Annotated in this window: 25 protein-coding genes and 1 riboswitch; of the genes, 1 reads left to right on the top strand and 24 read right to left on the bottom strand. The window is 69.9% G+C overall.

The window, feature by feature from the left end:
* Window positions 1–9: 9 nt before the first annotated feature.
* The 15 genes from AACH06_RS03815 to AACH06_RS03745 form a co-directional block, all read right to left on the bottom strand.
* Window positions 10–843: an ABC transporter substrate-binding protein gene (locus AACH06_RS03815; protein WP_341424297.1), complete on the bottom strand. Its 834-nt coding sequence runs from the start codon at window positions 841–843 to the stop codon at window positions 10–12.
* A 49-nt stretch (window positions 844–892) separates the two neighbouring features.
* Window positions 893–2,383 carry a cobyric acid synthase gene (locus AACH06_RS03810; RefSeq protein ID WP_341424296.1) on the bottom strand — a complete coding sequence of 497 codons (1,491 nt, stop codon included), beginning with the start codon at window positions 2,381–2,383 and terminating at the stop codon, window positions 893–895.
* Window positions 2,380–3,537, bottom strand: a complete 1,158-nt coding sequence (locus AACH06_RS03805; RefSeq protein ID WP_341424295.1) for an aminotransferase class I/II-fold pyridoxal phosphate-dependent enzyme — start codon at window positions 3,535–3,537, stop codon at window positions 2,380–2,382. The genes AACH06_RS03810 and AACH06_RS03805 overlap by 4 nt, the downstream gene beginning before the upstream one ends.
* Entirely contained in the window at window positions 3,534–4,454 is a 921-nt protein-coding gene (gene cbiB / locus AACH06_RS03800; protein WP_341424294.1) for an adenosylcobinamide-phosphate synthase CbiB, read from the bottom strand. The genes AACH06_RS03805 and cbiB overlap by 4 nt, the downstream gene beginning before the upstream one ends.
* The gene (locus tag AACH06_RS03795; RefSeq protein ID WP_341424293.1) at window positions 4,451–5,143 is read right to left on the bottom strand and encodes a Dph6-related ATP pyrophosphatase; all 693 of its coding nucleotides are present in this window, start codon (window positions 5,141–5,143) and stop codon (window positions 4,451–4,453) included. Before AACH06_RS03795 ends, cbiB begins: the two co-directional genes overlap by 4 nt.
* Complete coding sequence (cobO, locus tag AACH06_RS03790; RefSeq protein WP_341424292.1) at window positions 5,140–5,709, bottom strand: cob(I)yrinic acid a,c-diamide adenosyltransferase; 570 nt, start codon at window positions 5,707–5,709, stop codon at window positions 5,140–5,142. The genes AACH06_RS03795 and cobO overlap by 4 nt, the downstream gene beginning before the upstream one ends.
* Before the next feature lie 68 nt (window positions 5,710–5,777).
* Window positions 5,778–6,551, bottom strand: a complete 774-nt coding sequence (locus AACH06_RS03785) for an ABC transporter ATP-binding protein (RefSeq protein WP_341424291.1) — start codon at window positions 6,549–6,551, stop codon at window positions 5,778–5,780.
* A complete protein-coding gene (locus AACH06_RS03780) occupies window positions 6,548–7,612 on the bottom strand; it encodes a FecCD family ABC transporter permease (RefSeq protein ID WP_341424290.1) in 1,065 nt (354 codons plus the stop codon). Before AACH06_RS03780 ends, AACH06_RS03785 begins: the two co-directional genes overlap by 4 nt.
* Window positions 7,609–8,565, bottom strand: a complete 957-nt coding sequence (locus AACH06_RS03775) for an ABC transporter substrate-binding protein (RefSeq protein ID WP_341424289.1) — start codon at window positions 8,563–8,565, stop codon at window positions 7,609–7,611. The genes AACH06_RS03780 and AACH06_RS03775 overlap by 4 nt, the downstream gene beginning before the upstream one ends.
* The gene (locus tag AACH06_RS03770) at window positions 8,562–9,116 is read right to left on the bottom strand and encodes a bifunctional adenosylcobinamide kinase/adenosylcobinamide-phosphate guanylyltransferase (RefSeq protein WP_341424288.1); all 555 of its coding nucleotides are present in this window, start codon (window positions 9,114–9,116) and stop codon (window positions 8,562–8,564) included. The genes AACH06_RS03775 and AACH06_RS03770 overlap by 4 nt, the downstream gene beginning before the upstream one ends.
* 13 nt (window positions 9,117–9,129) lie before the next feature.
* Window positions 9,130–11,055, bottom strand: a complete 1,926-nt coding sequence (locus tag AACH06_RS03765; RefSeq protein ID WP_341424287.1) for a TonB-dependent receptor domain-containing protein — start codon at window positions 11,053–11,055, stop codon at window positions 9,130–9,132.
* 74 nt (window positions 11,056–11,129) lie between these two features.
* Window positions 11,130–11,385: riboswitch (cobalamin riboswitch) on the bottom strand.
* A 132-nt stretch (window positions 11,386–11,517) separates the two neighbouring features.
* Window positions 11,518–12,678, bottom strand: coding sequence for a DUF1513 domain-containing protein (locus AACH06_RS03760; RefSeq protein WP_341424286.1), 1,161 nt, complete (start codon window positions 12,676–12,678; stop codon window positions 11,518–11,520).
* A 13-nt stretch (window positions 12,679–12,691) separates the two neighbouring features.
* Window positions 12,692–13,660 carry an imelysin family protein gene (locus AACH06_RS03755; RefSeq protein WP_341424285.1) on the bottom strand — a complete coding sequence of 323 codons (969 nt, stop codon included), beginning with the start codon at window positions 13,658–13,660 and terminating at the stop codon, window positions 12,692–12,694.
* Between the two features lie 167 nt (window positions 13,661–13,827).
* Window positions 13,828–15,315 carry a di-heme oxidoreductase family protein gene (locus tag AACH06_RS03750; protein ID WP_423221982.1) on the bottom strand — a complete coding sequence of 496 codons (1,488 nt, stop codon included), beginning with the start codon at window positions 15,313–15,315 and terminating at the stop codon, window positions 13,828–13,830.
* Between the two features lie 4 nt (window positions 15,316–15,319).
* Window positions 15,320–16,498 (bottom strand): imelysin family protein, encoded by a 1,179-nt coding sequence (locus tag AACH06_RS03745; protein ID WP_341424283.1) that lies wholly within the window; start codon window positions 16,496–16,498, stop codon window positions 15,320–15,322.
* 140 nt (window positions 16,499–16,638) lie between these two features.
* On the opposite strand from AACH06_RS03745, the gene AACH06_RS03740 reads away from it, so the two are divergent.
* On the top strand, window positions 16,639–18,231 hold the full coding sequence (locus AACH06_RS03740) for a carbohydrate porin (RefSeq protein WP_341424674.1): 1,593 nt from the start codon (window positions 16,639–16,641) through the stop codon (window positions 18,229–18,231).
* A gap of 32 nt (window positions 18,232–18,263) precedes the next feature.
* Here the strand turns inward: AACH06_RS03740 and AACH06_RS03735 are convergent, their stop codons facing one another.
* The 9 genes from AACH06_RS03735 to panB form a co-directional block, all read right to left on the bottom strand.
* Window positions 18,264–19,469: an aminotransferase class I/II-fold pyridoxal phosphate-dependent enzyme gene (locus AACH06_RS03735; RefSeq protein ID WP_341424282.1), complete on the bottom strand. Its 1,206-nt coding sequence runs from the start codon at window positions 19,467–19,469 to the stop codon at window positions 18,264–18,266.
* Window positions 19,466–20,143 (bottom strand): dethiobiotin synthase, encoded by a 678-nt coding sequence (gene bioD, locus AACH06_RS03730; RefSeq protein WP_341424281.1) that lies wholly within the window; start codon window positions 20,141–20,143, stop codon window positions 19,466–19,468. Before bioD ends, AACH06_RS03735 begins: the two co-directional genes overlap by 4 nt.
* The gene (locus AACH06_RS03725) at window positions 20,133–21,515 is read right to left on the bottom strand and encodes an adenosylmethionine--8-amino-7-oxononanoate transaminase (RefSeq protein WP_341424280.1); all 1,383 of its coding nucleotides are present in this window, start codon (window positions 21,513–21,515) and stop codon (window positions 20,133–20,135) included. Before AACH06_RS03725 ends, bioD begins: the two co-directional genes overlap by 11 nt.
* Before the next feature lie 20 nt (window positions 21,516–21,535).
* Window positions 21,536–22,048, bottom strand: coding sequence for a DUF1993 family protein (locus AACH06_RS03720; RefSeq protein ID WP_341424279.1), 513 nt, complete (start codon window positions 22,046–22,048; stop codon window positions 21,536–21,538).
* Window positions 22,049–22,085: 37 nt separating this feature from the next.
* Entirely contained in the window at window positions 22,086–22,481 is a 396-nt protein-coding gene (gene panD / locus AACH06_RS03715; protein WP_341424278.1) for an aspartate 1-decarboxylase, read from the bottom strand.
* 36 nt (window positions 22,482–22,517) lie between these two features.
* Entirely contained in the window at window positions 22,518–23,444 is a 927-nt protein-coding gene (locus AACH06_RS03710; RefSeq protein ID WP_341424277.1) for a pyridoxal-phosphate dependent enzyme, read from the bottom strand.
* A 40-nt stretch (window positions 23,445–23,484) separates the two neighbouring features.
* The gene (gene bioB / locus AACH06_RS03705; RefSeq protein WP_341424276.1) at window positions 23,485–24,507 is read right to left on the bottom strand and encodes a biotin synthase BioB; all 1,023 of its coding nucleotides are present in this window, start codon (window positions 24,505–24,507) and stop codon (window positions 23,485–23,487) included.
* A 125-nt stretch (window positions 24,508–24,632) separates the two neighbouring features.
* A complete protein-coding gene (gene panC / locus AACH06_RS03700; RefSeq protein WP_341424275.1) occupies window positions 24,633–25,472 on the bottom strand; it encodes a pantoate--beta-alanine ligase in 840 nt (279 codons plus the stop codon).
* A 5-nt stretch (window positions 25,473–25,477) separates the two neighbouring features.
* Complete coding sequence (panB, locus tag AACH06_RS03695; protein WP_341424274.1) at window positions 25,478–26,353, bottom strand: 3-methyl-2-oxobutanoate hydroxymethyltransferase; 876 nt, start codon at window positions 26,351–26,353, stop codon at window positions 25,478–25,480.
* Between the last annotated feature and the right edge of the window lie 140 nt (window positions 26,354–26,493).

The raw sequence follows: 26,493 nt of genomic DNA, 5'->3' as shown, positions 1-26,493 counted from the left end.
GGGCAGGAGTCAGGTGGTGGGCGCGGCAGCGGCGGCGGCATGGGCCGCCCAATCGGCGCACAGGCGATGCAGTTGCTGCAGGCCATCGGTGAGCGCGGCAGGGCCGGGTTGGAGGATGTCGCACGACTTGATTTCGTGCAGGCGGCCGTCGCGAACGGCCGGCACTTGCTGCCAGCCCTCACGCGCCGCCACATGCTCGGGCCGGAACTTCTTTCCGCACCACGAGCCGATGATGAGGTCGGGCGAGCGCCGCGCGGGCTCCAGCGCATCGTGCACCACGCGATCTCGCCCCATGCGTTGCACCGCCAGCTCGGGAAACACATCCTCGCCGCCCGCCATGCCAATCAACTCAGACACCCATTGGATGGCGCTGATCTTCGGCTCGTCCCACTCTTCGAAGTAGACCCGTGGCCGGCGCGGCCAGCGGCGGGCCGCTTCGGCCAGTGCCAGGGCGCCCTGCTGCCACTCGGCCACCCAGGCCTCGGCCCGCTCATGCGCACCCACCAGGCCGGCCACCAGGCGCATCGTGCCCAGGATCTCGGCCACGCTGCGCTGGTTGGTGATGAAGACATTCAGGCCGGCGCGGATCAGCTTGTCCGCCAGCGCCGCCTGCATGTCGGAAAAGCCGATGACCAGGTCGGGCTCCAACGCCACGATCTTGTCGATCTTGCCGTCGAGAAAGGCCGACACCCGCGGCTTCTCTTCACGGGCACGCCGAGGCCGCACGGTGTAGCCGGAGATGCCGACGATGCGACGCTCTTCGCCCAGCAGGTAGAGCCACTCGGTGGTTTCTTCGGTCAGACAAACAATGCGCTGGGGCCCATGGGCGGCAGGAAAACTCATCGGATCAGGACAACAGGTCGTACAACAAGGAACAAGAATCGGGCGGGCGTCAGACCGAGGTCAACAGCTCTCCCAGCGCACCGGGGGCGAAGTGGGTTTCGATCAGGTCGGCCAGGCCGTCGAAGGTGTCGTCCAGGCTGCGCACCTGCGCGCCGAACAACGCCCTCAGCACCGTACCCGATTCGAACAGACCGTGCACCGCCGTGGCCAGCACCGGCCCCGCCTGCCAAGCGAGCGGGCGACCTTCGGCATCATGCAGCACCGCCTGGGTGGCGGCGTCAGACACCGGCTCGGTCACCCCATGGCGAATCTGGTAGCCGCACAGCGAGGCGCCGGCCAGCGCGCCCCAGTGGCCGCCCGTGCCGCTGAAGCGCGCACGGGTGCGCTCGACCCGCTTGGGCGCCTGGTAGCGGGTGACCAGGGGCAACAGGCCGAGCCCCGGCCAATGCCCGGGTTCACCGTCTACCCCATCGGGATCGGACAAGGTCTGGCCCAGCATCTGCAGGCCACCGCACACGCCGAGCAGCGGCCGCCCGGCAGCGGCATGCAGGCGCAGCATCCGGTCGAGGCCCTGGCGACGCAGCCAGGTCAAGTCGCCACTCACCTGCTTCGAGCCCGGCAACACGATCCAGTGCGCGCCGTGCAGATCGGCCACGCTGCGTGCCCACACCAGGCGCAGGCCCGGCACCTGGCGCAGCGGCTGGAACTCATCCAGGTTGCTGACGTGCGGGTAGGCGACGATGGCCACCGTGCGCGGCTCGGCCCCGCCGGCCGCCACCGCCGACGGCGTGTGGTCGAAAACGCCGTCCTCATCGGGCAGGCCGTGGTCGCGGTGCATGGGCAAGGTGGCGACCGTGGGCACGCCCGTCAAACGCTGCAGGTCGGTCGGCCCGGGTGCCAGCAAGGTGGCATCGCCGCGGAACTTGTTCAGCACGAACCCGCGCAGCGTGGGCTTCAGATCGTCAGGCAGCAACGCCCAGGTGCCATGCAGGTGGGCGAATGCGCCGCCGCGGTCGATGTCTGCCACCAGCAGGCTGCGCAGGCTGCCGGCATCGCGAGCCCAGCGGGCGGTGTCGAGGTTCACGTAGTCCTGCGGCGCCAGGTTGATCTCGGCCGGCGACCCGGCACCCTCGATCACGAGCAGTTCGTGCGCCGCCCGCAGGCGAGCGAAGCTCTGCTGTGCCGCCGCGCGCAGCTGCGCACTGCGCTCGCGCCACGGCATGCGCGACAACGACGTGGCCACCTCGCCATGCAGCACCACCTGGCTCGCGGTGTCGCGCTCGGGCTTGAGCAGCACCGGGTTCATGTCGATGGTGGGCTCCACCCGGGCGGCCAGCGCCTGGAAATACTGGGCGGCGCCGATCTCGCCGAAGCCACAGCGGGGGGCCGCCACCACCCGGGCGTTGTTGCTCATGTTCTGCGCCTTGAACGGCGCCACATCGATGCCGCGCCGCGCCGCCCAGCGACACAGTGCGGTGGCAATCAGGCTCTTGCCCGCGCCGCTGGAACAACCCCAGACCATGATCGCGCGCTGCTTCATCTCCTGCCTTTCATGGACGCTGCCACGGCGCCCTTTCGCATGTCGGCGATGGCGCCGGCCAGCGCCTGGACCGCCGCCGGCGGCAACGCATTGATCCGCACCCAGCCGGGCCAGCCGAACGAGGTGGCGTCGCGCACCGCCATGTCGTACTGCCGCAGGCCCTCGACCGTGACACCTTCAGGCAACCTCGCACAAACGAACGGGGTGACACTGGGTTGAACCGTCGCTCCCAGCTCTTCGAGCACGTCGACAAGTTGCACCTTCCATTCGCGCAGCGTGTCGCGCTGGCGCGCCAGCCACAACTGCGCGCCCTCGCTGACCCAGGCCTGCAGCATGGCGACGGCATGCGCACCCAGAGGCCACGAGGGCTCGGCGGCACGCAGCGCATCGACCCAGCCCGCTCCGGCCGACGCCATCTCGCGCGGCGCAATGACATAGGCGCCTCGAATGCCGGGCAGACCCAGTGCCTTGTTGGGGCTCACCAATTCGAACACGGCGTCACGGGCGGCAGCGGTCCACTGGCTGCGGCCTTGCAGCCGCAAAGGCCCATAGGCCACGTCCAGCACGGTGGCGCAGGCTGCCAGATCGTCGGGCACCGGTGCATCCTGCCCCAGCGGGCTCGACGGATCACAGCACCAGCGCAGCGTGGGCCGCTCTGCTTCGCCCGATCCCGCATCACCCAACACCGCCCCCTCGCCCGCCTCGTCTGCGACGCAGCCCCGCCCCACCGCCCGCGCAGCCCAGGCGTAGTCGCCATAGGCGTGGGCCGGCACCGACACCGGCCCGGGCAGCAGCCGCGCACTGACGGCGGTGATGCGCTGGATGAACTCACTGGCGCTGGCCGCGACCAGCACCCGCGAAGGGCACACACCATGCCAGGCCGCCAGGCGTTCGATCAACCGCCGATAGCTGGGATCGGGGTAGCGCGACGCATCGGCCTCGCGAACAGCGGCCATGACCGTGGGGCACGGGCCTGCGGCATTCGCGTTGGTGGAGAAGTCCCAGCGCGCGGCGCCCAGGGCGTCGGGGCCGCCATGCACGCGGGTGGGCACGGCGGCCGCGCGGCCTGCATCGACATCGCCGCCGGTCCTCTCACCGAGTGCATGCTTCGATCGAGCGATCGTCGCGGCGTCAGGGTGTTGCACGGGGTTCATGACCAAGCCCCTCGCAACAGCCATGCCGCCGTGGCCAACACCATGGCGGCGTGCGCGGCCCAGGTGGCCACCTGCAACGCGCGCTCGATGTGCGCGCGGCCCGGCGCGCTGCCCGCCGGGTGCAGCAGGTAGACACCCGGCTTGCCCAGGCGCACCCCCAGGGCCAATGCCATGGCACCCATCGGCCAGCCCCCGTTGGGAGACGGCGTGCGCGCCGCCTCGGCGCGCAAGGTGCGCCAGGCCGTGGGCGAGCAGATCGGGCTGATCAGCCAGGCGGTGATTCGCGCCGGCAACCACGACAGCGCGTCATCGGCACGCGCCGCCCACTTGCCCGCCCACTCGTATCGGCCGCGGTAGCCCCACATCGCATCGGCCGTGTTCGCAAAGCGATAGACCACCGCGCCCGGCAGCCCCGCGATGGCGTACCAGACGAGCGGCGCCACCACCGAATCATTCAGGTTCTCAGCCAAGGTCTCGATCGCGGTCTCGCGGATCTGGCATTCATCGAAGCGCTGCACATCGCGGCTGACGAGGCGCGCCAGCCGGCCTCGCGCAGCCTCCAGACCATCGCGGCTCAATGCCTGCTCGACCGCCCTCACCTCGTCACGCAACATGCGCCACGCAAAGCAGGGCTTGAGCATCAGGGCCAGCCACAGCAGGCACCACCACGGCGTGGGGTCTCGCAGCAAAACCTGTTGCCACCACCAGGCGGCCAGCCCCACCGTCAGCGCGATGGCGCTCCACGCGATTGCGCCCGCGACAAAGGCGCCCCACGGTGGCTGGGTGCTGATGCGCCGACCCAGCGGCGCCAGCACCGCGCCCAACCAGGCCACCGGGTGAAAGCGGTTACGCGGCTCGCCGAACAGCGCGTCCAGGCTCCAGGCCAAGGGCAGCGCGAGGGCGAGGGCCCAATTCATGCGCGCATCATCAGCATCGGGGCTTGAAATACCAACTCCGTACGCGCCATCGGTGGTTGAGACGCAACACGGCGCGCCATGCCGGGCCCCAAATCCAAATCGTTCGAAAAGCCCGGCCCGCCCCACACAAAGGTGTGAAATTCGCCGTCTTCCCCGCAAGGACACACGCCCGCGGGCAATCGGTCGATGAAGGCCTGGTCGTATTCGACGCCGCAATGACTTTCGTCCAGCCATCGGGTATCGACACAGACCACGCGAGCCCGTAGGCCACGCTCGACGATCTCGCGCGAGATGGCGCTGCGCGCCAAGCCCCACAACGGGAACACGGCCTTCAATCCTGCGCGCTCGCAGGCCGGCCCGAGCCAGTCTCGGTGCGCCTGCAGATCGATGTCGCCAAACACCATGTGGGTGTGACCAGAGGCGCGCAGCTGCGCCAACTGCGCGTTGAACACCTCGCCATAGGCGCCGGGCCCCGCCTCTGCCGGCTGCCAGAGGCCACCGAGCGCGGACACCTGTGCGGCGATCAGTTCGCGCGGCAGCGCGTGGCTCTTGCTGAGCCCGTCGGGATCGAGCATCGTGAGGAAGGTGGGCACGCTCAGGCCCGCCTCGCGGGCACGCAGCAAGGCCAGGCATGAATCCTTGCCCGCGCTCCAGCTGATGGCCGCACGGTGGGTGTGGCCGGCGGTCAATCTTCGATCCCCCGCTGGGCCGGAACGCCCGCAGCGTAGTGGTGTTTGACGAGTTGCATCTCGGTCACCGTGTCGGCCATGTCGATCAGCTCCAGCGGCGCATTGCGCCCGGTGAGCACCACATGCACATGCGGCGGCCGTTCGCGCAAGGCATGGAGCACCGGCTGCAGCGGCACCCAGCCATAGCGCAGCGGGTACATGATCTCGTCCAGCACCACGAGAAAGTGCTCGCCCGCGCGCAGCGTGGCTTCGGCCCTGGCCCACCCCTCGCGGGCCAGCTCGGCCGAGTGAGCCAGGTCGCGGCTCTTCCAGCTGAAGCCGTCGCCCAGCCCTTCGATCGGCACGCCCAGTTGCTCAAACAAGCGGTGCTCGCCGAAGCGGGCGCTGGGCACCTTCATGAACTGATAGATCTTGACGGGCTTGCCGCGGCCATGGGCCCGCAAGGCCAGGCCGAACGCGGCCGTGCTCTTGCCCTTGCCATCGCCGGTGTGGATGAAGATCAGCCCGCGGCGCTCGCCATCGGGTGTCACACGGGTGCGTTCGGTCGGTGGGGCTTCGATGTCCATGGCAGTGTCGATGTGCAAAGGGATGGCGGTGCCGCCCGGGGTGGGCAGGCGGCCGCTCGGGGCCGCCGTCAGTCGTCAAGGCGTGGCAAGGCCACGGGGCGACCGCCGCGCGAGGCGTCGATGCGGATCGCGTGACCGAAGCTGGCTTCGAGCGCGGCATGCAATCCCGCATCGCCGGGCGCACCGTCGGCTTGCAGCAGGCCGTCACGCAGCACCAGCACGCGATCGGCCCGCAGTGCGAGCGTCAGGTCGTGCAGCACGCTGACCAAGGTGTGGGTGGCGGCGAGATGGCGCATCAATCGCGCTAGCGCCACCTGGTGTGGCGGGTCGAGGTGGGTGGTGGGCTCGTCGAGCAGCAGCACCGGTGCACCGGTGGCCAAGGCGCGCGCCAGCAACACCCGCTGGCGTTCACCGCCCGACAAGGCCTGCAATCGCCGGTGCGCCCAGGCCTCGCATTCGGTGGCGCGCATCGCCGCGTCGACCGCGTCTTCATCGGCACGGGTGGGCGCGGCAAACAGGCCCAGGTGCGCCAGCCGGCCAAGCGCCACTGTTTCGCGGGCAGTGAGATCGCCGGTGACCGCGCTCGATTGGGCCAGCCAGGCGATGCGCCGGGCGCGGTCGCGGGCAGGCATCCGGGACACAGACTGTGCATCGACCTCGACGTCGCCCTGCTGCGGCGGCAAGAGCCCTGCCAGCGTGCGCAGGAGCGTCGACTTGCCCGCCCCATTGGGGCCGACGATGGCCGTCCAGCCGGGCTGCAGCAGGCAACTCACGCCACGAAGTACCGCGCGGCCCCCCAGTTGCACGCCCAGGTCTCGGGCTTCCACACGGGCTGGCTTCATTCGCGCTCCTGGCGCGACAGCAGGCGCATCAGGTAACCGCCGCCGAGCACCGCGGTGAGCACACCCACCGGCAACTCTTGCGGCGCGATCACGCACCGGGCCATCACGTCGGCCGCCAACAGCAGCACACCGCCCATCGCCGCACTGGCCAGCATGGTGAACGCCTGGGGCGCGGGCGCGTGGCGGCGCACGAGATGCGGCGCCACCAGGCCGACGAAAGCGACGAGCCCCGCCTGCGACACCGCGAGGCCAGTGGTCAGCGCCAGCAGCCCCACGAGCACCAGGCGGATTCGCGGCAAGTCCAGGCCCAGGCTCGCGGCGCTGTCTTCACCGAGCGTCAGCGCGTCGAGCGCACGCGCATAGCGTCGCGCCAGCGGCAAAGCGACGGCGAAGCCGGCCACCAGCACGGCCACACTGCCCCATCCGAGGAAGCCGGTGCTGCCCAGCAAGAAACTTTGCTTGCCTCGCAGGGCATCGGGCGACACGAAGGTGACCAGATCGCCGATCGCCCCCAGGACCACGGCCACCACCACGCCGGACAGCAGCAGCCGCATCGGCGAATGCGCGCCACGGGCCAGCGCCAGCGTCATCAACAGCCCGGTGAGCGCCCCCACGAAGGCGGCCAGCACGATGCCAAGACGGGCCAGCCACTGCGCCGTGGCCAACCCGATCGCCACGCCCCCGAGCGACGCGCCGGCCAGCACCAACACCACCGCCAGGCCCGCGCCTGCCGCCGTGCCCAGCAGGTAAGGATCGGCCAGGGGGTTGCGGAACAGGCCCTGCGCGAGCGCGCCGGCCAGGCCGAGCAAGGCGCCCACGGCCCAGGCCCCGAGGGTGCGCGGCGCACGGATCTCGCCGACGATGAGCGCCGCCTGGTCACTGCCGAGGTCCGCCAGCCAGCCCGACCACGACAAGCCCGACGGCCCCGCCATCAGGCCCAGCCACAGGAGCAGCAGCGACAGCATCGCCAGCACCGCCAACAGGCGCCACCGGCGCGCCGCATCGGCTTCAGGCCTCGCGGGCGCGGCCACCGCAGAGGGGCGTGCGAGCACGGTGGTCATGGCGAACCTCCTGGCCAGGACAACCCGGCCACGCAATCGGCCAGCGCCAGCGCCGCCTCACCCATGCGGGGGCCCGGCCGGATCAACAGCTCATAGCGAGCGGTGGCGAAACCGCAGGCCCGCGGGGGCGTGCTCTGAAAGGCCGTCATCGCGGCCCAACCCGGGCGTTCGGCCATCGTGTCGAGCGAGGTCTTCGACGTCATCACGATGTCCGGCTGTGCGCGCACGACGAACTCGGGGTTCAGGCGCGGGAACGGGCCCATCTCGGCCGGCACCACATTGCCCAGGCCGAGGCGCACCAGCGTCTCGCCAATGAATGACGAGGCCCCCGCCGCGTAGGGATCGGTGGCCACTTCGAAATACACCTTCCGACCTCGTGCAGCCGGCGGCACCCTCGACGCTGCACGAGCGAACTGTGCTTCGATCTCGGCCCATGCGCGCTCACCGGCCGCCGGGGTGCCCAGCAACTGCGCCACCAGCCCCAGCGTGCGGCGCACGTCGGCATGCGTCTGCGATTCGAGCAGCACCACGCGCAGGCCCAGCGCCTGCAGCCGCTCGGTGACACGGGCCGATTTGGCCGCCAGCACCACGTCGGGCTTGAGCGCGACGATGCGCTCGACCTGGGCATCTTCAAGCCCGCCCAGACGCGGCAGGTGCTGGATGCTCTCGGGCCAGTTGGAATAGCGGTCCACGCCCACCAGCCGCGCCGTCCCGCCGAGGGCGCTGACCGCCTCGGTCAACGAAGGCAGCAAGGTGATGATGCGTTGCGGCGGGGCGGCGAGGCGGTGCTCTGCGCCGGCATCGTCGCGCAACACGATCGACGTGGCCGCCGCCGCGGTCGACGGCCACCAGCTGACCATGAGACAAGCGAGCAGACAACCCACCAGCCAGGCGATGAAGCCAGTCGCCACGTGCGAGAAGAAGCCGCGTCGATCCCAGCGTGGTGGGTTCATGGCCGCTTCACCGGCATTTCGATGCCTGCCACCATCAAGGTCACGCGTTCACAGGCTGCCGCGACGCGCTGATGCAAGACGCCCAGCGCATCGACGAACCGGCGCGCTTCGCGGCCCATGGGCGCGAGCCCGAAAGAGATTTCGTTGGACACCAGCACCACCGGCCCGGGCGCGGCACGCAATGCGTCGCACAGCGCAGCCTGCCTGGCCAACCAAGCTGCTTCACCCAGCCCCGGGCCGGACATCGGCATGCGCAGCTGCGTCAACCACAGCGTGAGGCAATCGACCACCAACAGTCGTCGGGGGCTGCTGTACTCGCGCAGCGCCTGCGGCAAGGCGTAGGGCACCTCGTAGGTGGCCAGGCGCGGCACGCGCCGCTGGCGATCGGCCTGGTGGCGCGCGATGCGCTCGTGCATTTCGCCGTCCCCGGGCAGCGCCGTGGCGATCAGCGCAGCCTCCCGCGTCTGGCCACGCTCGAGCCAGTCGGCCGCGCGCTGCTCGGCGCAACGCGACTTGCCGCTCTTCTGGCCACCGAGGATCAGCTCATGCATGGTCGCGCGAGGTTCAGCGCACCCCGAAGGCGTAGCTGACGCCGATCCACACCTGGCGCCCCAGAGCCTGGTATTCACGCGCCGGCTCGCGGTCGACGTCGGTCGCGTTGAGCACCTTCGCGTCCATCGCCCAACCGGGCGCGAACTGCCAGCGCGCCTTCAGATCGAGCGTGGTTTCCTGAGGCAGGGTGTAGCCATCGGTGCCATCGGGACGGGCTCCCACCTGCAGCACCGAAGCCCCGAAGCGCCACTCGCCGCTGGTGTAGTCGGCGCTCAGGGTGAACTGGTGCGCGGCGCGGCGGTTCAGACGCTCGCCGGTGTCGGTGTTCTTCGCATCGACCACGTCGACCCCCGCACGGAACTGCCACTCGCGCCATTGCGCACCCGCCCCGAGCGTCGCCCCTTGCAGGCGCGCCTTCGACACGTTGGCGGCACAGCCGAAGTCGTACGCCGGATCGGCCGGGCATTGGGTGCGATCAGGCTGGTAGCCGATCATGTCGCGCAGCCGGTTCTGGTAGACGGTGAACGACAGGTCGTACCCCTCCCCTCGGCCTTCGACGCCCAGCTCGACGCTGCGGCCTCGCTCGGGTTGGATGCTGAACGCGCCGTTGCCCGGCGGCACGCCATAACCGGGGTAGTACAGATCGTTGAAGCTGGGCGCACGAAACGAGGTGCCGGCGAGTGCACGCACGCGCCAGCCCGGGGCCACGCTGATCGAGCCGCCGATGCGGCCGGTGGTGACCTCGTCGTAGTCCGAGTTCTGATCGCGGCGCAGGTCCAGCTGCGTCTGCACCGGGCCCAGGCTGCCGAGGTAGGCCAGCACGAGCGCGTCGTTGTCGCGCTGCTTTTCTTCGCCGAATGCGCTCGACACGGCTTTCTCGGTGAGGCCCTCATAGGCCAGCGTCAGGCTGTGTTCCGGCGCTGGGCGCCAGGTGGCCTGCAGGTCGAGCTGCTGACGTCGCGTGCGGTAGCGGTCGATGTCGTTGCCACCGCTGTGCAGGTCGCTCTCCTGAGTCGACAGCCGGGCGCCACCGGTCCACGCTGTGCCCCAGGTGCCGTGGTAATCGAGCGCCGCACTGTGGTTGTCGAGCTTGCCGTGGAAATCGGGCGACGGATCCGGAGCGTAGTCGGGCGGTGGGTACTCGGCGCTGTCGTAGCGCGAGTCGAGCTGGCTGGTGAGCACCGACACGCCCACGCGATGCCCGGTCAATGGCCGCCAGCCGATCTGGGCGGTGGCGGTGTCGCGGCGCATGCCGTCGCGGTCGGGGTTGTAGTTGCCGAAGCGATCGCCCGGGCCGAGTGACGACACGCCGTCGAGCTGCTCGTGTGAATACGAGGCCGCCGCATCGATGTCGCCGAAGCGGCCCTGGGCGCTCACGCTGGCTTCGGCCGCGCCGTAGCTGCCGCCGGCGATGGACAGCAGGCCCTGCGGCGCTCCCTCGCCACGGCGGGTGAAGATCTGCACGACGCCGCCGGTGCCGTCGGCACCGTAAAGGCTGGAGCCGGGGCCGCGCAGCACTTCGATGTGGTCGATGGCGCCCAGGCTCAGGCCTTCGAACTCGACTTGGCCCAGCGTGGCCGAACCGACGCGCACGCCGTCGACCAGCACCAGCACGTTGCCCACGTTCGAGCCCCGGATGAAGATGCCTGCCGAGGCGCCTGGGCCGCCGTTGCGAGACACCTGCACGCCCGCGTGGCGGCGCAGCAGGTCTTCCACCGAATCGGCGGTGGATTGACGGATCTGATCGGAATCGATGAGCACCAGGTCACCGGCCAAGCGATCGGCGGCAGTGGGCTCGCGAGCCCCGGTGACGACGACGCGATCACCGGTCGCGGCATCGGCCGCGATGACGGCGGTGGTGGTCTGGGCGGAGGTGAGCGTGGGCATGGCACAAGCCAGCGCCAAGGCGGCGCAATGCCGGGAACGCAAGGAAGACATGGAAACAACGAACTGCGGGCGTGCACGCCGGCTTCCCCGCCAGCTCGCACTTCACAGCGCACGGTCGGTGAAGACAGCACGCCACCTTGTTGGCCGGTATCCGGGCTGGCGGCGTGGTCCCGTGACCCCTTCCCAGACGCGTGTCGCGCATCCAGTGGGTGTGTGTCACAGGCTGAAGACCCGAAAGTCTTCTGGCCGCTTACCGTTGCGGGGGCAGCGCAGGTTGGGGTGTTGTCGTCCTGCCTCGGCAGTTGACGCGACCCTTCCTGCTTCCCGTTGAACTGCGCCAGCCGGACGGCCGACGCGAGCACCAACGGCGGGATGATACCGGAGTGAAGGTCAAGCCGATACCGCAGGCGACGCGCCACAGCGCATCCAGCGCACGCCCCTGCCAATCGGGCGGGCCGAATCCTTGCTGAGTGCGTGAGAGTTTTTGGGCGTGCGCGAAGAACTCTCGCGCTCTCAGATCACGATGGCATGGTTGTCGGGTTTGCAGCCTGGCGGCAGCGCGATCGGCCGTCCGAGCCAGGCCCGATCGGAACCTAACGCGCAAGGTGAATTGACCCTCTCCACAGCGCTCACGGCGCTCACGGCGCTCACGGCGCTCACGGCGCCCTCCGCGCCCGCAGCGCCGGCGGTGACCAGCGCGCAGGCTTCGGCCAGCGGAATCGGTGTCGTCCAGCCCTCCTGGCGAGACCAGCCCCACAAGGCCCCCGCGCGCGACGCGCTGAGCACGAAGCCTTGCCCCGTGGCCGCGATGTCGCCCGCGTAGCCCCCCCCGAGCGCGGCCTGCTCTGCCGGCGGCTCCACCACCTGCAGCCTGTCGCCATCGAACAGGGCCAGCAAGGGTGCCCGGGCGCGCTGCGCGGGGTCATCGTGCTCGGCCTGCAGCGCAATGCCCAGCGTGGCGCTGGGCGCGTGCCATGCCAGGTGGCGCAAGGACAGGCGCGCATCCGGCAAACGCCACGGGCCGCGGCGCTGGCCGGTGCGCAGATCGAACGCGACGAGCGACGAGTCCATCGCGCTGAGGTTCTGCTTGGCGCGCCCGGTCTCAGGCCGAGTGGGCACGCCCCCGTTGGCCACGAACAGTCGATCGCCTACGCGCAACATCTGGTGCGTGTCGGTACCGCCGGTGGGCCACTCGTCCAGCAGGGCCAGCGATCGGGCATCGCGCAAGGCGACGCAGCCTGCGCCGTCGTCGTGCGTCTGCTCCGTGCTGTAGATCAGCCGGCCGTCGGGCGAGGGCAGCACATGGCCATTGAAGTGCCGGCCCGGCTCGGCCCAGGCTTCACCCGTGAGCTCACCCGCACGCGACCAGCGCTGCAGCCACAGACCCGGTCGGCGCGCCACGGCCAGCAGATCCCCGGTGGGCAAGCTGGCCACGCCGTGCGGCCGGGTCGGCACGACCCGGCGCGCCAGCACTTCGAAGCGGTCGTCGACCTGGCGCCACACGCCAACGCAGGCGATGCGCTCGGCGGTGGCGCTGGCTCCTGGCTCGCTCCACGCCAGCGCCAGCGTCCACGGGGGCTCGGTGGCAGCGCGCGCGAGGCCCCAAGCGGGGAAGACACCCGTGAGCGCCAGCGTCTGCAGCCAGCGCCGCCGCGTCGCGTCGACCGATGTCATCGCGAGGGCCGGTTCAATCGCCGTCGTCGGCCGAGAACTCGAGCTGGATCTGCATCTGCGTCGAGACTTCGCGGGCGATCGTGTGGGTGACGAAGTCGACCCGCTTGGCCGCGTCGAGCAACTGCGCGTTCGGCGTGGCCGGCGTGGCGCTTTGAAGCGCGCTGTCGGCCAGCGAGGCGTCACGCGCCAGGGCGTCGGCCGAGGCCGTCAGGCCGCGTGCACGCAGGTAGCTGGTCAACGGAATCAGCCCTTCGGGAGCGCCCGCGCCACCGGCGGTGACCACCCGCAACGCGGCCCAGCGTTCGCGCCAGGCCAGTGCCGTCTGGCCGCTGGCCGCCCGTGGTGCCTGCTCCATGCCCCAACTGCGTGCCGGCATTTCGAGGTCGCGCCAGCGCATGCGGCCCAAGCCCGCCAACCACTGGTTGATGTAGGTGTTGAACCAGGCGGCGGCCTCGTCGGCGCTGCGTGTGGCGCTGGCTTCGGCGGCGTACGCCTTGTCGAGATCCGCGGCCTCGTCTCGCAGGTCACGGGCCAGCACGCTGAGGTATTGGCAGGTGGGCGTGCGCGGTGCAGCAGGCTTCTTCCACAGCAGGTATTCCATCGCCGGCAGGCCACGCGCCTGCGCGCCGACCCGGTCCATGGCCCACTCACCCGGCGCGCTGGGGTTGGCGATCACCTTGTCGAGTGCCGCAGGCCGCATGGGCTGGAAGTCGAGCCGGGTGTCGCTGTGGCGGTCGAGCAGCGGGCCGATCTGCACCGCGGACAAGCGGGTCCACGACACCATCGCCTGCACCCAGGCCTGGCGTGCCGCCTCAAGCGCCGGATCGCGGCTGGTGGCCTGCAGGTTCTTGGTGGTGCTGGCACACCAGGCCTGGGTGCGCTCGACCAGCGACTCACCATCGGCAGCGAAGCGGCGCGCGGCCGGTGCGTACCACTGCTTCAGCAAGCCGTCGACCAAAGCGGTGGTCTGCGGGTGGGCCAAGGGCAAGGCAGACGACGCGGGTGCTGAAGCGGAGGCAGAAGCCGACGCAGGCGACGAAGCAGTAGCCGACGACGGCGCCGGGGCTGGCGACTGGGCCCTCGCATTCAGCATCAAGGCGCCCACGCAACCCGCGATGGCCCCGGCACGAACAAGCACAGAGGCCCGCATCACAACGACTCCACGAACTTGACCAGCGCAGCCCGCTCGGCAGCGCTCATCTTCAACACTTGCTGCTTGGAGGCCTCGGCCTCGCCGCCATGCCACAGCACCGCTTCAAGCACGCCGTTGGCGCGCCCATCGTGCATCAAACGCTGGTGCCCGTTCACATCGCGGATCAGCCCGGTGCCCCACAGCGGCGGCGTCTTCCATTGGCGGCCGTTGGCTTGCCCATCGGGCCGGTGATCGGCCAGGCCCTCGCCCATGTCGTGCAACAACAAGTCGGTGTAGGGCCAGATCGTCTGCTGCGCCACTTTCGGGCTGGACAGCGCAGGGAACGGCGCCCCCTGGGTGACATAACTCGGCCGATGGCAGACCGCGCACTGCGCCGCCTGGAACAGCTTCTGGCCTTGCAACACCTGCGGTTCGCGAGCTTCACGGCGCGCTGCGGGCGCGAGGGTGGATTGGTAGAAGACGACGTGGCCGAGCGTCGTGTCGTCGATCTCAGGTCCGGGCACAGCCCGTTGCACGCCGTCGCTCGCTGCATCCGAACGGGCGCCGCCATGGGGCGATGCCAGGCAATCGGCCTGCGCCGACGTGCAGGCCTCTTTCGGAAACAGGCGGGACGTGATGCCGATGTCACCCAGGAACGCGCCAGCCGTCTGGTGGACGAGTGTGGGCACGTTGGCCTTCCAGCCGAAGCGGCCCACCCGCGTCTCGCCGGACCAGGCGTCGTGAACACGGTTGACTCGGCCTTTGATCGGGCCGTCCATCTCGCGCTGCGAGGTCTCGTTGGCGAGGATGTCGCCCTCGGCGATCGCATCGATCAGCCCCACGCCCGGCAGCTGTGGCGCCACGCGCGGGCTGAGCATCGTGCCCTTTTGCATGGGGCCGTAGGCCAGCTTCGTGAAGCCGTAGGTCGGCGCCCGCAGCGTGTAGCGGGTGCCATCGGCGAAGCGGCCGGTGACGGGCTTGAGCGAGATGCGGACCTCGCCCTCGGGCTTCACGCCGGTGACGGCGCGGTTGTTGAATTGGTCGCCATAGGTGGGCTCGGGCGCGGTGGCCAGCGGATCGTCGCCCTTCGCCGGCACCGACAAGCGGATCAGCAGCCCGATCGGCTGCTCGTTCAAGCCCCGCTTGAAGTCGGGGGGCGCGCCACGGCCATCTTGGTCGTGGCAGCCGCCGCAGGAGCGTGCGATGAAATGAGGCCCGAGGCCGTCGCGGGCTGCCGTGGACGAGGGCGCCTCGACCCAATTGCGACGGAAGAACGAGTTGCCGATCGCGAATCGCTGGCGCTCATCGTCATCGAGGTTGGCGAACGGGAACGAGAAGGCGTTCTTGCCGATGGCCGGCACGGTGGCGGCGCCGGCCGTCTGTTCGCCGAGCGGATCCGCGGGAGCCACGGGTTCGTCGGCCACCGCCCAGCCGATGGCGGCGGCACCAAGCGCCACGGCGAGGCCCACCGCGGCGGCATGGCGGGCTGGTCGAGAGGACATCATCACCTCACTTGGTTCGGGTCAGGCGTGTCACGCCCACGGCGGCGGCGGCTTGCGGCAGATCCTTCGACTGCACGATCAATGCGTCGATCACGGCCTGCACGCGCTTGCGACCTGCGGCGTCTTTGCCGCCGACGATTTCGCGATCGAACGGCGGCTGAATGGCCCGTGCAGCGGCCACCGAGGCAGCGATGTCGCGCGTGGTCTTGTCGGCCAAGGCCGGGTCGGCGGCGGCCACCAAGGCCTGCAGCGACGGGCCTTGCAGCGTGCTGCCGTCACGGCGCGCAAAACGGCCCAGCCACACGTTCTCGATGCCGGTGGCGTTGAGCACCACATCGCGGTGGGTGTTGTCGGAGAAGCACGAGTGCTCGTCTTCCTGGTCTTGGGTGTTCATCGCCACTTCCAGGCGCTCGCCGGCCAATTCGCCACGCGTCAGCGAGCCCATGCCCACTACCATCTTGCGGATGGCCTCCAGCCCCTCGGCCTCGAAGCGGGTGCGGTAGTTCGCGGCGCCCGGCGTCCAGGCGCCCACCAGGTAGCGCAAGTCGTCGATCAAGAGCTCGGTGATCGTCAGCAGGTACTGGCGGCGGCGATCCGCATTCGGGACCTTGCCGTCGACGAAATCTTCGAACGATCGGTCGCCCGGGCCGTTGTCGTTGAAGTCCTGGCCCCACAGCAGGAACTCGATGGCGTGCCAGCCGGTGGCGATGTTCTCTTCGCCACCCTTCTCATTGAGCTTGGCCAGGCCCGACTTGGTGATCGTGACCTTGCGGTTGCCGATGATGCCGCTGCCGGGCTTGCCCTTGACGTAGTCGACGTACGACTCGTCCATGGGCCAGGCGTTGATGCGGCCCTCGGGGCCTTCGTCGTCGTCGATCGGGCCTCCATAGAAGCGGAACGCTTCGGTCGGGCCGTACCACTCGCGAGCGGCCCGCCAGGCCTGACGCGCGGCGGTCAGGCGCTCGGCACTGGGCTGCGCGGTGAAGGCCTTGATGGCCTGCTGCATCTCCAGCGCAGCGGCCAGCACGTCTTCATAGCCGGCGGCCACGCCGGCCGCGTAGTGCTTGGCCACGGCGTCGGGGGTCACAGCCTGGGCGTGCACACCCAACGGGGCGAAGGTGCCCGCGAGCAGGGGCAGCGCCCACACCAGACGCCCCGCGCGGCGCAGCCAATTCGGTCGATTCATTGCAACTCCTCAGCGGCGGCCGCTCGCACCGTGCGCTCTTCGCACCCCGAGATCGGCTCGCCCGTCCATCGATTTGCCCGTATCATAAACGCGAACCACTCGCATTTGCATTAAAGAGTCGCTGAGGAGAGAACTTGAAAGTGGACCACCCGTTTGTGACAGTCCCGCTGCAGCGCCGATCGGCCGCCGCTCGGCCCGGCCGCCCGCTGCAAGGCGGGCTCGCCACCCTGGCTGCCGCCCTCGCCGCGGCCAGCCTGTGCCAGGCGGCCTGGGCCGCCGACAAGCCTGCGGCCAAGAAAGCCGCACCGGTCACGGCCGAGCAGATGCAGCAGCTGATCGAGCGCCTGCAACAGTTGGAACAGCGCAACGCCGAGCTGGAGCAGCAGGTCAAGGGGCTCGCTGCACAACAGGCCGCCCGCCCCACCCTGGCTGCCCCCGCCCCGGCTGCAGCCGGAACGACGACGACAGCAGCGTCCGGCACCGGCACCCCGGCGGGAGGCGAGTGGGGCCAGCAGCGCCTGGTCGCGCTGGAGCAGCAGGTCAAGGCCCTGGTGCGGCCCGTGCAGGCCGATGCCGATGAGGGCCTGAGCGTCGAAGCCAGTCTCGTGGCCGTGGGCCAGCAGGTGGGCAGCAAAGGGTCCGACAGCGGCCAGTCGCAGGGCCGGCTGAACTACCGCGGCGACGTTGAGGTGGGCATCCCGCTGGGCACGCTGCGCAGCTTCGGCGATGCCCGGTTCAGCGGCTTCGGGCACCTGCGCTTTGGCCAAGGCAGCGGCGTCTCGCTGCGGCCCACGCACACCGCCACCGTGAACTCGGTGCCGTTCGAAGCCGGCTCCGGCTCGGACGAGACGTACGCCATCGTCGCCCAGGCCTGGGGCCAGTTGGAATGGGACCTGGGCGCCGGCCGCTTCAACGACCTGCCCAGCAACCGGGTGGAGCTGAACCTCGGCAAGATCGACATCTTCGGCTTCTTCGACCAGAACGCGGTGGCGGGCGACGAAGGTGCGCAGTTCCTGAACAACGTCTTCGTGCACAACCCGCTGCTCGATTCGGGCGGCGACATCGCCGCAGACGCCTACGGCTTCGCGCCGGGGCTGCGGGTGGCCTACATCGATGAAGGTGAAGACCGCGGCTGGGGCTGGGGCGCGTCGCTCGGCGTGTTCGGTTCAGGCGGCGGTGCCAACTTCAGCGCCGCCCCGCGCCGCCCGCTGGTGATCGGCCAGGTCGAGTTCTCGCCCAAGCAGATCAACGGCGAGCCTCGCGGCACCTACCGCTTCTACGCGTGGACCAACGGTCAGACGACCGACTTGAGTGGCGAATCGGCGCAACGCCACAGCGGCTACGGCTTGTCGATCGACCAGAAGATCGGCCGCGAGTGGAACCTGTTCGTGCGCTGGGGCCAGCGCACCTCGGGCGACGGCGCTTTCGACAAGGCGTTGACCTTCGGCTTCGAGCACGGTGGCCGCGCCTGGGGCCGGGGCAGCGATGCCGTCGGCCTGGCGGCCGGCTTCGTGCGAACGAGCAGCGAATGGGCCCGCGCCACCGCGCTCGACCCGAACCTCGTCGGCTTTGCGGCCGACGGCAACGAACAGATCCTCGAGGCCTACTACCGCTGGAAGCTCAGCGACCACCTCGAGCTGACCCCAGATCTGCAGTGGATCCGCCGCGCCGGTGGCGACGGCGATGCACCGGCGTTCATGGCGGTGGGGTTGCGGGCAGCGGTCGGGTTCTGAGCGCGCCCGGGGCTCCCCGGGCGTCAGGGACGTCAGCCGGCGCGGGCCAGGGTGCGCAGCGAGCGCACCAGCAGGTCGACATCGGCATGCTGGTGCGCGGCGCTCAGCGCGATGCGCAAGCGCGCGGTGCCGGCTGGGACGGTCGGGGGGCGGATGGCGGGGACCCACAGGCCCGCGTCCTGCAACCCCTGCATCACCCGCAGTGAAGCGGCGTTGTCGCCGATGACCAGGGGCTGGATGGGGGTGGGCGAATCCATCAACGACCAGCCCGCCGCATCGATGGCGGCATCGGCACCGGGCGACAGGCCGTCGCGCAGCCGGGCGATGAGCGATTGCAAGTGGGCGCGGCGCTCATCGCCTTCGAGGCTCTCGACCACGCGCAAGGCAGCACGCAAGGACTCGGCCAACAGCGCCGGCGCCGCCGTCGCGTAGGTGTAGCTGCGCGTCTTCTGCAGCAACCATTCGACCAGCCGCTCGGGGCCGGCCACGAAGGCCCCGGCCACGCCAAGCGCCTTGCCCAAGGTGGCCATGTAGAGCACCCGCGGCGAGGCCTTAGAGCCGGTCAGCCCCACGGCAGACAGCGCACCGCGGCCCTGCGGGCCGAGCAGGCCAAAGCCGTGGGCATCGTCGAGCAGCACCAGCGCATCGTGGCGCTCGGCCAGCGATACCACGGTGGCGATGTCGGCCACATCGCCATCCATGCTGAACACCGCATCGCTGATGATCAGCTTGCGGCGCGCCGGCTCGGCGGCCAGCTGCGCCTCGAGCGCCTCCAGCCGCGCGTGGTCAAAGCGATGCACCTGCGCCTTCGACAAACGGCAGCCGTCGATCAGGCAGGCGTGGTTCAGCGCATCGGAAAAGATGGCGTCGCCCGGGCCGACCAGGGCCGGCACGATGCTCGCGTTGGTGGCGTAGCCGGCGTAGAAGTACAACGCGTTGGGCAACTGCACGAAAGCCGCCAGCTCAGCTTCGAGCGCCGCGTTCGCGGCGCTGTAGCCGCTGACCATGGGCGACGCGCCGGAGCCCACGCCGTAGGTGTCGACCGCGGCATGCACCGCGGCCTTCAGTGCGGGGTGACCCGCGAGGCCCAGGTAGTCGTTGCTGCAGAACGCCAGCATCGAGCGGCCGTTCACCGTCAGGCGTGCACCCGACTCGGGCACCACCACGCGACGCACGCGCGTGAGGTGGGCCGCGGCGTGCTCGGCCAGGCGGGCGTCGAAATCGTCGAGCCAGGTCATTGGAAATCCTTGGGCAGTTCGAGCGCGATGCGCGCCGGGTCGGGCTGATCACACCAGGGCACCACTCCCCACAGCGGCGCTTGCAGGCGCGATTGCAGCGTGGCCAGGTTCTCGTCGAAGCAGGCCATGTCGCGGTCGATGCGGTTGGCCACCCAGCCGGCCAGCATCAGGCCATCACGGCGGATGGCCTCGGCCGTGAGCAGGGCGTGGTTCAGGCAGCCCAGCCGCATGCCCACCACCAGCAGCACCGGCGCCCCCAGCGCGGCGGCGAGATCGGCCAGCGTCTCATCGTCGTTGAGCGGCACGCGCCACCCGCCAGCCCCTTCGACGAGCAGCGCATCGGCCATGGCCTGCAGTCGCCGTGCCGGGGCCAGCAGATCCGCCACGCGCACGCTGCGGCCCGCGCGACGCGCGGCCAGGTGCGGCGACAGCGGATCGGGCAGCGCCACCGGGTTGTCCAGCTCGGCCGGTACAGGCAGGCTCGACGCAGCGCGCAGCATCAACACGTCTTCACTGACCGTCGCGCCCTGGTGCTCGATCAGCCCGGCAGCCACCGGCTTCATGCCGACGACCCGGGCATGGTGACGGCCCAGGTGGTGCAGCACGGCGGCGCTGATCAGGGTCTTGCCAACGCCTGTGTCGGTGCCGGTCACGAACAGGGTCTTACACACCATCGACGCCTCCACGGGTGTGCGCGGCACCGCCTGTGCCCTCTTCGGCCAATGTCGCCTGCAAGGCCCTCAGCGCACCCCGGGCGAGGTGGTCGCCCTCTTCCTCGTCGATCACATACGGCGGCATGGTGTACAGCGTGTGGCCGATGGGCCGCAGCAGCAGGCCCTCGGCCAGCGCATGGCGCGCGAAGCGGCGCGAAAAGTCGGGCAGGCTGGAGGCGATGTCCCACGCGAAGATCATTCCCTGCCGCCGTGCATGGCGCACCCGGTCGTGCTGCGTCAGTGGGGCCAACTGCGCCGCCAGGCGTTGTGCGGTGGCGATGTTGCGCGACACCGCGTCGGTCTGCTCGATCAGGTCCAGCGTGGCCAGCGCGGCGCGACACGCCAAGGGGTTGCCGGTGTAGCTGTGCGAGTGCAAGAAGCCGCGCGCCACATCGTCGTCGTAGAAGGCCTCGTAGACCGCGTCGGTCGTCAACACCGCCGACAGGGGCAGCGTGCCGCCGGTCAGCCCCTTGGACAGGCACAGGAAGTCCGGACGGATGTCGGCCCCGGGGCACTGGTGCGCGAAGAGCGTGCCGGTGCGGCCGAAGCCGACCGCGATTTCATCGAGCACGAGATGCACCTGATGTCGATCGCACAACTCGCGCAGGCGGCGCAGGTAGATCGGATCGTGCATCGCCATGCCGCTGGCGCACTGCACCAGCGGTTCGGCGATGACGGCGGCCGTCTCGTTGGCATGTTCGGCGAGATAGGCGTCCAGTGCCGCGGCCGCCCGCTCGGCCACGTCGGCGGCCGATTCACCGGGCTCGGCCTGGCGGGCATCCGGGCTCGGCGCAGTGGCCGCCAGACGCACCAGCGGCGCATAGGCCTCGCGGAACAAGGCGATGTCGGTCACCGCCAAGGCGCCGACGGTCTCGCCGTGGTACCCACCGGCGATGCCCACGAAACGGCATTTGCCGAGGCGACCGGCGTTGCGCCAGTGGTGGGCGCTCATCTTCAGCGCGATTTCGGTCGCACTCGCTCCATCGCTGCCGTAGAACGCGTGGCCGAGGCCGGTCAAGGCGGACAAGCGCTCCGACAACTCGACCACCGGCGCATGGGTGAAGCCAGCCAGCATCACATGGTCAAGCGTGTGGAGCTGGTCGACCAGAGCCTCGCGTATCGCAGGGTGGTTGTGGCCGAAGAGGTTGACCCACCACGAGCTGATGCCGTCGAGGTAGCGCCGGCCTTCATGGTCGTGCAGCCACACGCCGGACGCGCGAGCCACCGGGATCAGCGGTTGCGCACCGCCCTGCGGCGCGTGCAGCTTCATCTGTGTGCAGGGGTGCCACACCGCCTTCAGGCTGCGGGCACGCCAGTCGTCATTCAATCCCATCAGAGCTCGTTCACAGGGTCTCAGGCGGCCACGGCCGGATAGCGGTGGAAGCCATCGACATCGGCCTTGCCCAACGGCACCCCCTGCTGGCGCAGGATCGCGTAGGCCATGGCCAGGTGGAAATGGAAGTTCGGCAGCGCAAACTGGTGCAGAAAGGTCGCGCCGTCGAGCGACAAGGTCGCCTGTCCGGCATCGGCGTGGATGACCCGGGCCTCAGCACCGGCGAACGCGAGGGGGTCCAGCACATCGAGCAACGCCGCGACCCGCGCCCATCGCACGTACAAGCCGGTCCAGGTGGCTGGTGCGCTGTCGAAGGCCGGCACCGGCAGCCCGGCCAGAGGGTAGCTGGCACGCAGGCTGAAGTGCGCGGCGGTGGCCATCTGCTCACTGAAACAGAGCATGTCGGGCGCCAGACGCGCCTGCAGCAGCGCATCGCCACCGTGCGCCTGCGCTCGCTCGAACCAGCCGGCCGACTGGCCGAAGTAGCGGCGAAACACTGGCACCGATGCGAGGTACAGGCAGGCGTCGGCCATCACACGGCCCGGCAAGCGTGCGGCCCTGGCACGACGCTCAGCCCCCGGCCACCCCTGCCTGCGGGCCGGCGGGTTCGTGGCGCAGCTCTTTCAGGCGGTTGGCCTCGTCCACGAAAACGAGCTTCGGCACATGCTGGTCGATCTTGTCCTCATGCACCGAGGCAAAGGCGGCGATGATCACCAGGTCGCCCACGCTGGCGCGGCGCGCCGCCGAGCCGTTCAGCGAGATCACGCCACTGCCGCGCGGCGACGAGATGGCGTAGGTGATGAAGCGCTCGCCGTTGGTGACGTTCCAGATGTGCACCTGCTCGTTCGGGCGGATGCCGCTGGCGTCCAGCAGGTCCTGGTCGATGCCGCAGGAACCTTCGTAGTGCAGTTCGCAGTGCGTCACCGTGGCGCGGTGGATCTTGGCGTGCAGGAAGTTTCTGAACATGGCAAGGCGGCCGCCGCAGCGGCATGGACAAAAGGGTTAACGAAGCGACTCGGACCAGGCGAGCAACTGGGCGGCGGTGGCGGTGGCGCCGCCGCACACGATCACCAGCAGGTCACCCTCAACCGAGGCCAGGGCGGGCTCGCCCCGGTGCAGCGGTGCGAGCGCCGCGCCACACGCCGGCTCGACGACCAGGCGGTGGTCGTCCATCAGTCGCACGCATGCGCGGACGGCATCCGCATCGCTGACGACCAAGCCGGTCACCGGGTGCGATCGGGCCAGCTCGAACGCCTGGCGGCAAACCTGCTTGGCGCCCAGCGAGGTCGCGATCGAGGTGATGGCCTCCAGCGACACGAGCTGCCCCGCCTTGAGGCTGGCCTGCAAGGAGGCCGCACCGTCGGTTTCCACAGCGAAGACGGGGACGTCGGCCATGCCGTTGCGCGCCAGCCCCTCCACCACGCCGCTGAACAAGCCACCGCCTCCCACCGACAGCAGCACCGCGCCAGGCCGCAGCCCGGAGGCCGCGACCTCGTCGATGAGGGTGGCGTGGCCCGGCCACAGCAGCGGGTCGTCGAAGGGATGAACGAAGGCGTCGTTCGGCCCGACGAGCGATTGGGCCAGGGCATTGGCCTCGACCCAAGAGTCGCCATGCACCGTCACCTCCGCGCCCTCGGCGGCCAGCAGCTCACGCGCCCTCGCGGTGCTGGTCTTGGGCACCACCACCCGCACTGGCACGCCCAAGCAGCGGCCCGCATAGGCCACCGCCAGGCCGGCGTTGCCGCCGGATGAGCTGACGAAGCCGCGGGCACCGCGTTCGAGGTAGGTCTGGCAGGCGCGGCCCACGCCGCGGATCTTGAACGAACCCGACGGCTGCAATGCGTCCAGCTTGAGCCAGACGCGCCGGCCCGCCAAACGGGACAACGGGGCCGACTCGACCAGTGGCGTATTCAGATGCAAAGGCGCCATCGCCCCTCCCACGCTGCCTTGCCGGGATTCGCGCGAAGCCTCAGCGGTGGCCGTGCTGCCCATCGCGGGCGTGCAGGCCCAGGCGCGCCAGCAGCGCACGGTCGCGCTCGACCTCGGGGTTGCCGGTGGTCAGCAGGCGATCGCCGTAGAAGATGGAGTTGGCACCGGCCAGGAAGCACATCGCCTGCAAGGCCTCGTCCATCTGCTGACGGCCCGCCGACAGGCGCACCCGGGCCCGGGGCATGGTGATGCGCGCTACCGCGATGGTGCGGACGAATTCGAACGGATCGATCTTCTCGGTACCGGCCAGTGGCGTGCCTTCGACCTGCACCAGCTCGTTGATCGGCACCGAATCGGGATAGGGCTCCATGTTGGCCAGTTGCGCCACCAGGCCGGCACGTTCGCGGCGTGATTCACCCATGCCGACGATGCCGCCGCAGCACACGTTCATGCCGGCATTGCGCACGTGTTCGAGCGTGTCCAGGCGATCCTGGTAATCACGGGTCGAGATGATTCGGCCATAGGCCTCGGGCGCGGTGTCGAGGTTGTGGTTGTAGTAGTCGAGACCGGCTTGCTTGAGCGACTGGGCCTGACCCTCGCTGAGCATGCCGAGTGTGCAGCAGGCTTCGAGGCCGATGGACTTCACCTCGCGCACCAGCTCGGCGACCTTTTCGATGTCGCGGTCCTTCGGTGCACGCCAGGCCGCCCCCATACAGAAGCGGGTGGCGCCCGCCGCCTTGGCGGCCTCGGCGGCTTCGCGAACCGCCGTCACCTCCATCAGCTTGCCGGCTTCCACGCCCGTGTCGTAGTGCACCGATTGCGGGCAGTAGCCGCAATCCTCGGGGCACCCGCCTGTCTTGATCGACAGCAGCGTCGCCAGCTCGACCTCGGCCGGATCGAAATGCTCACGGTGCACCGTCTGGGCCTGGAAGACCAGCTCGGTCAGCGGCAACTCGAACAGCGCCTCGATGTCGGCCACCGGCCAGCGCTCGGCCGTCGGGGCTGCGCCCGCCTTCGACTTGGCAGGACGGTGCAGGTGGATCGTTTGCTCGGCGACGGTCATGTGGCTAACTTTCTCCAATGTCTCAGGGCCCGGTGACGCTCATCTCATCCTGGCTCTGAAGGGACCACCGGCAGGCTCGAAAGCGGCCGGCGTCCCCGCAAAGGGCCGGGCGAAGGCGCGTCAGTTCAACACTCGATGTTGTCGATCAGGCGCGTGGTACCCAAACGCGCCGCACCCAACGCCACCAGAGGCTCGTGGCCCAGGCGCTGCTCTTCGGTGGGTGGAAGGAGGTCGCTGCGACGGCGCAGCGTGAGGTAATCCGGTGCCCAGCCGCGGGCGGCCAGCGCCTGCATCGCCTCTTGCTCCAGCGCAGTCAGCGTGGTGGCCGTCTCGCGGGCCCGGTCGGCGAGCACCCGCAGGGCCTGCGGCAGCGCAATGGCCTCGGCCCGTTCGGTCTCGCCGAGGTAGCCGTTGCGCGACGACAGCGCCAGGCCATCGTCGGCCCGCACGGTGGGGGCCCCCACCACCTCGACCGGCAGCGCGAACTGGCGCGCCATCTCGGTGATCACCTTGAGCTGCTGGTAGTCCTTCTGGCCGAACACCGCCACCGCTGGCTGGACGCACTGGAACAGCTTGAGCACCACGGTGCACACACCGTTGAAGAAGCCCGGGCGGAACTCGCCCTCCAGGATGTCGGCCAGCGCAGGCGGCGGCGCCACCTTGTAGACCTGCGGCTCGGGGTAGAGCTCTGCCTCGTCAGGCGCGAAGACGAAATTGCAGCCCGCACCGGTGAGCAATTCGACATCACGCGCCAGGGTGCGCGGGTAGCGATCGAAATCCTCGTGCGGCAAGAACTGCAGCCGGTTGACGAAGACGCTCGCCACCACCGGCCCGCCCCAGCGCTTGGCCTCACGCACGAGCGACAAATGCCCTTCATGCAGATTGCCCATCGTGGGCACGAAAACGGTCTGGTTCTGCCGGGCCAGGGTGCGGCGCAGCTCGGCGATGGAATGAATGACTTGCATGGAACTCAGTAGCCGTGGACAGCTTCGTCGGGGAAACTGCCGTCTTTGACCGCCTTGACGTAGGCCGCCACCGCTTGCGGCACCGACAGGCCCGGGGCCTCCGGCGGGGTGCCAGGCACCCGGGTGAAATCGCGCACGAAACGCGGACGCTTGGCGTGGGCGCCGCCGGTGAGCCCCAGCATGTCGTGCATCACCAGCACTTGGCCGGTGGTGCCGGCCCCGGCGCCGATGCCGATCGTCATCAGCTGTGGCAATTGTTGGGTGATGCGGCGTGCCAGCGCCGAGGGCACCAGCTCCAGCACGAGAAAGGCCGCGCCCGCCTGGGCCAGCGCCGTGGCGTCGTCGAGCAGCACCTGCGCGGCGGCATCGTCGCGGCCCTGCACACGGTAGCCGCCGATGGCGTGCACGCGCTGCGGCGTGAGGCCCAGGTGCGCACACACGGGAATGCCGCGCTCAACCAGAAAGCGCACGGTCTCGGCGGTGTAGCCACCCCCTTCGAGCTTGACCATCTGCGCGCCGGCGCGCATCAGCGCCACCGCCGATGCCAGCGCCTGCTGCGGGCTGGATTCATAGGTGCCGAACGGCAGATCGGTGATCAGGAAGGCCTGGCGCTTGCCCTGCGCCACGGCGCGGGTGTGGTAAGCCATCTGCTCCAGCGTGACCGGCAGGGTGCTGGATTCGCCCTGGATCACATTGCCCAGCGAATCGCCCACCAGCAGAATGTCGGCGCCGGCTTCATCCAGCACGCGCGCGAAGGTGGCGTCATAGCAGGTCAGCATCGCCAGCTTCTCGCCCCGCGCGGCGGCTTCGCGCAGGCGCGGCAGGTTCCACGCGGGACGTGGGGCGCTGGCTTCGGGGGCGGGCTGAGGGTGGACGCTCATGGGACTACCAGGGGGTGGACGGGGTGCTGCGCTGCAGCACGGGGCGGATTCTGCCTGTAACTCGCCGGGGCTGGGGAAAACCCGGAAACCGGGCTCTCCCGCACCGTCTGGGTGAGCGGCCTTCGCCGCTGACACACCGT

Source organism: Ideonella lacteola (genome assembly GCF_038066555.1).
Taxonomy (GTDB): domain Bacteria; phylum Pseudomonadota; class Gammaproteobacteria; order Burkholderiales; family Burkholderiaceae_C; genus Ideonella; species Ideonella lacteola.
This window is presented reverse-complemented; position numbering and strand designations above follow the sequence as displayed.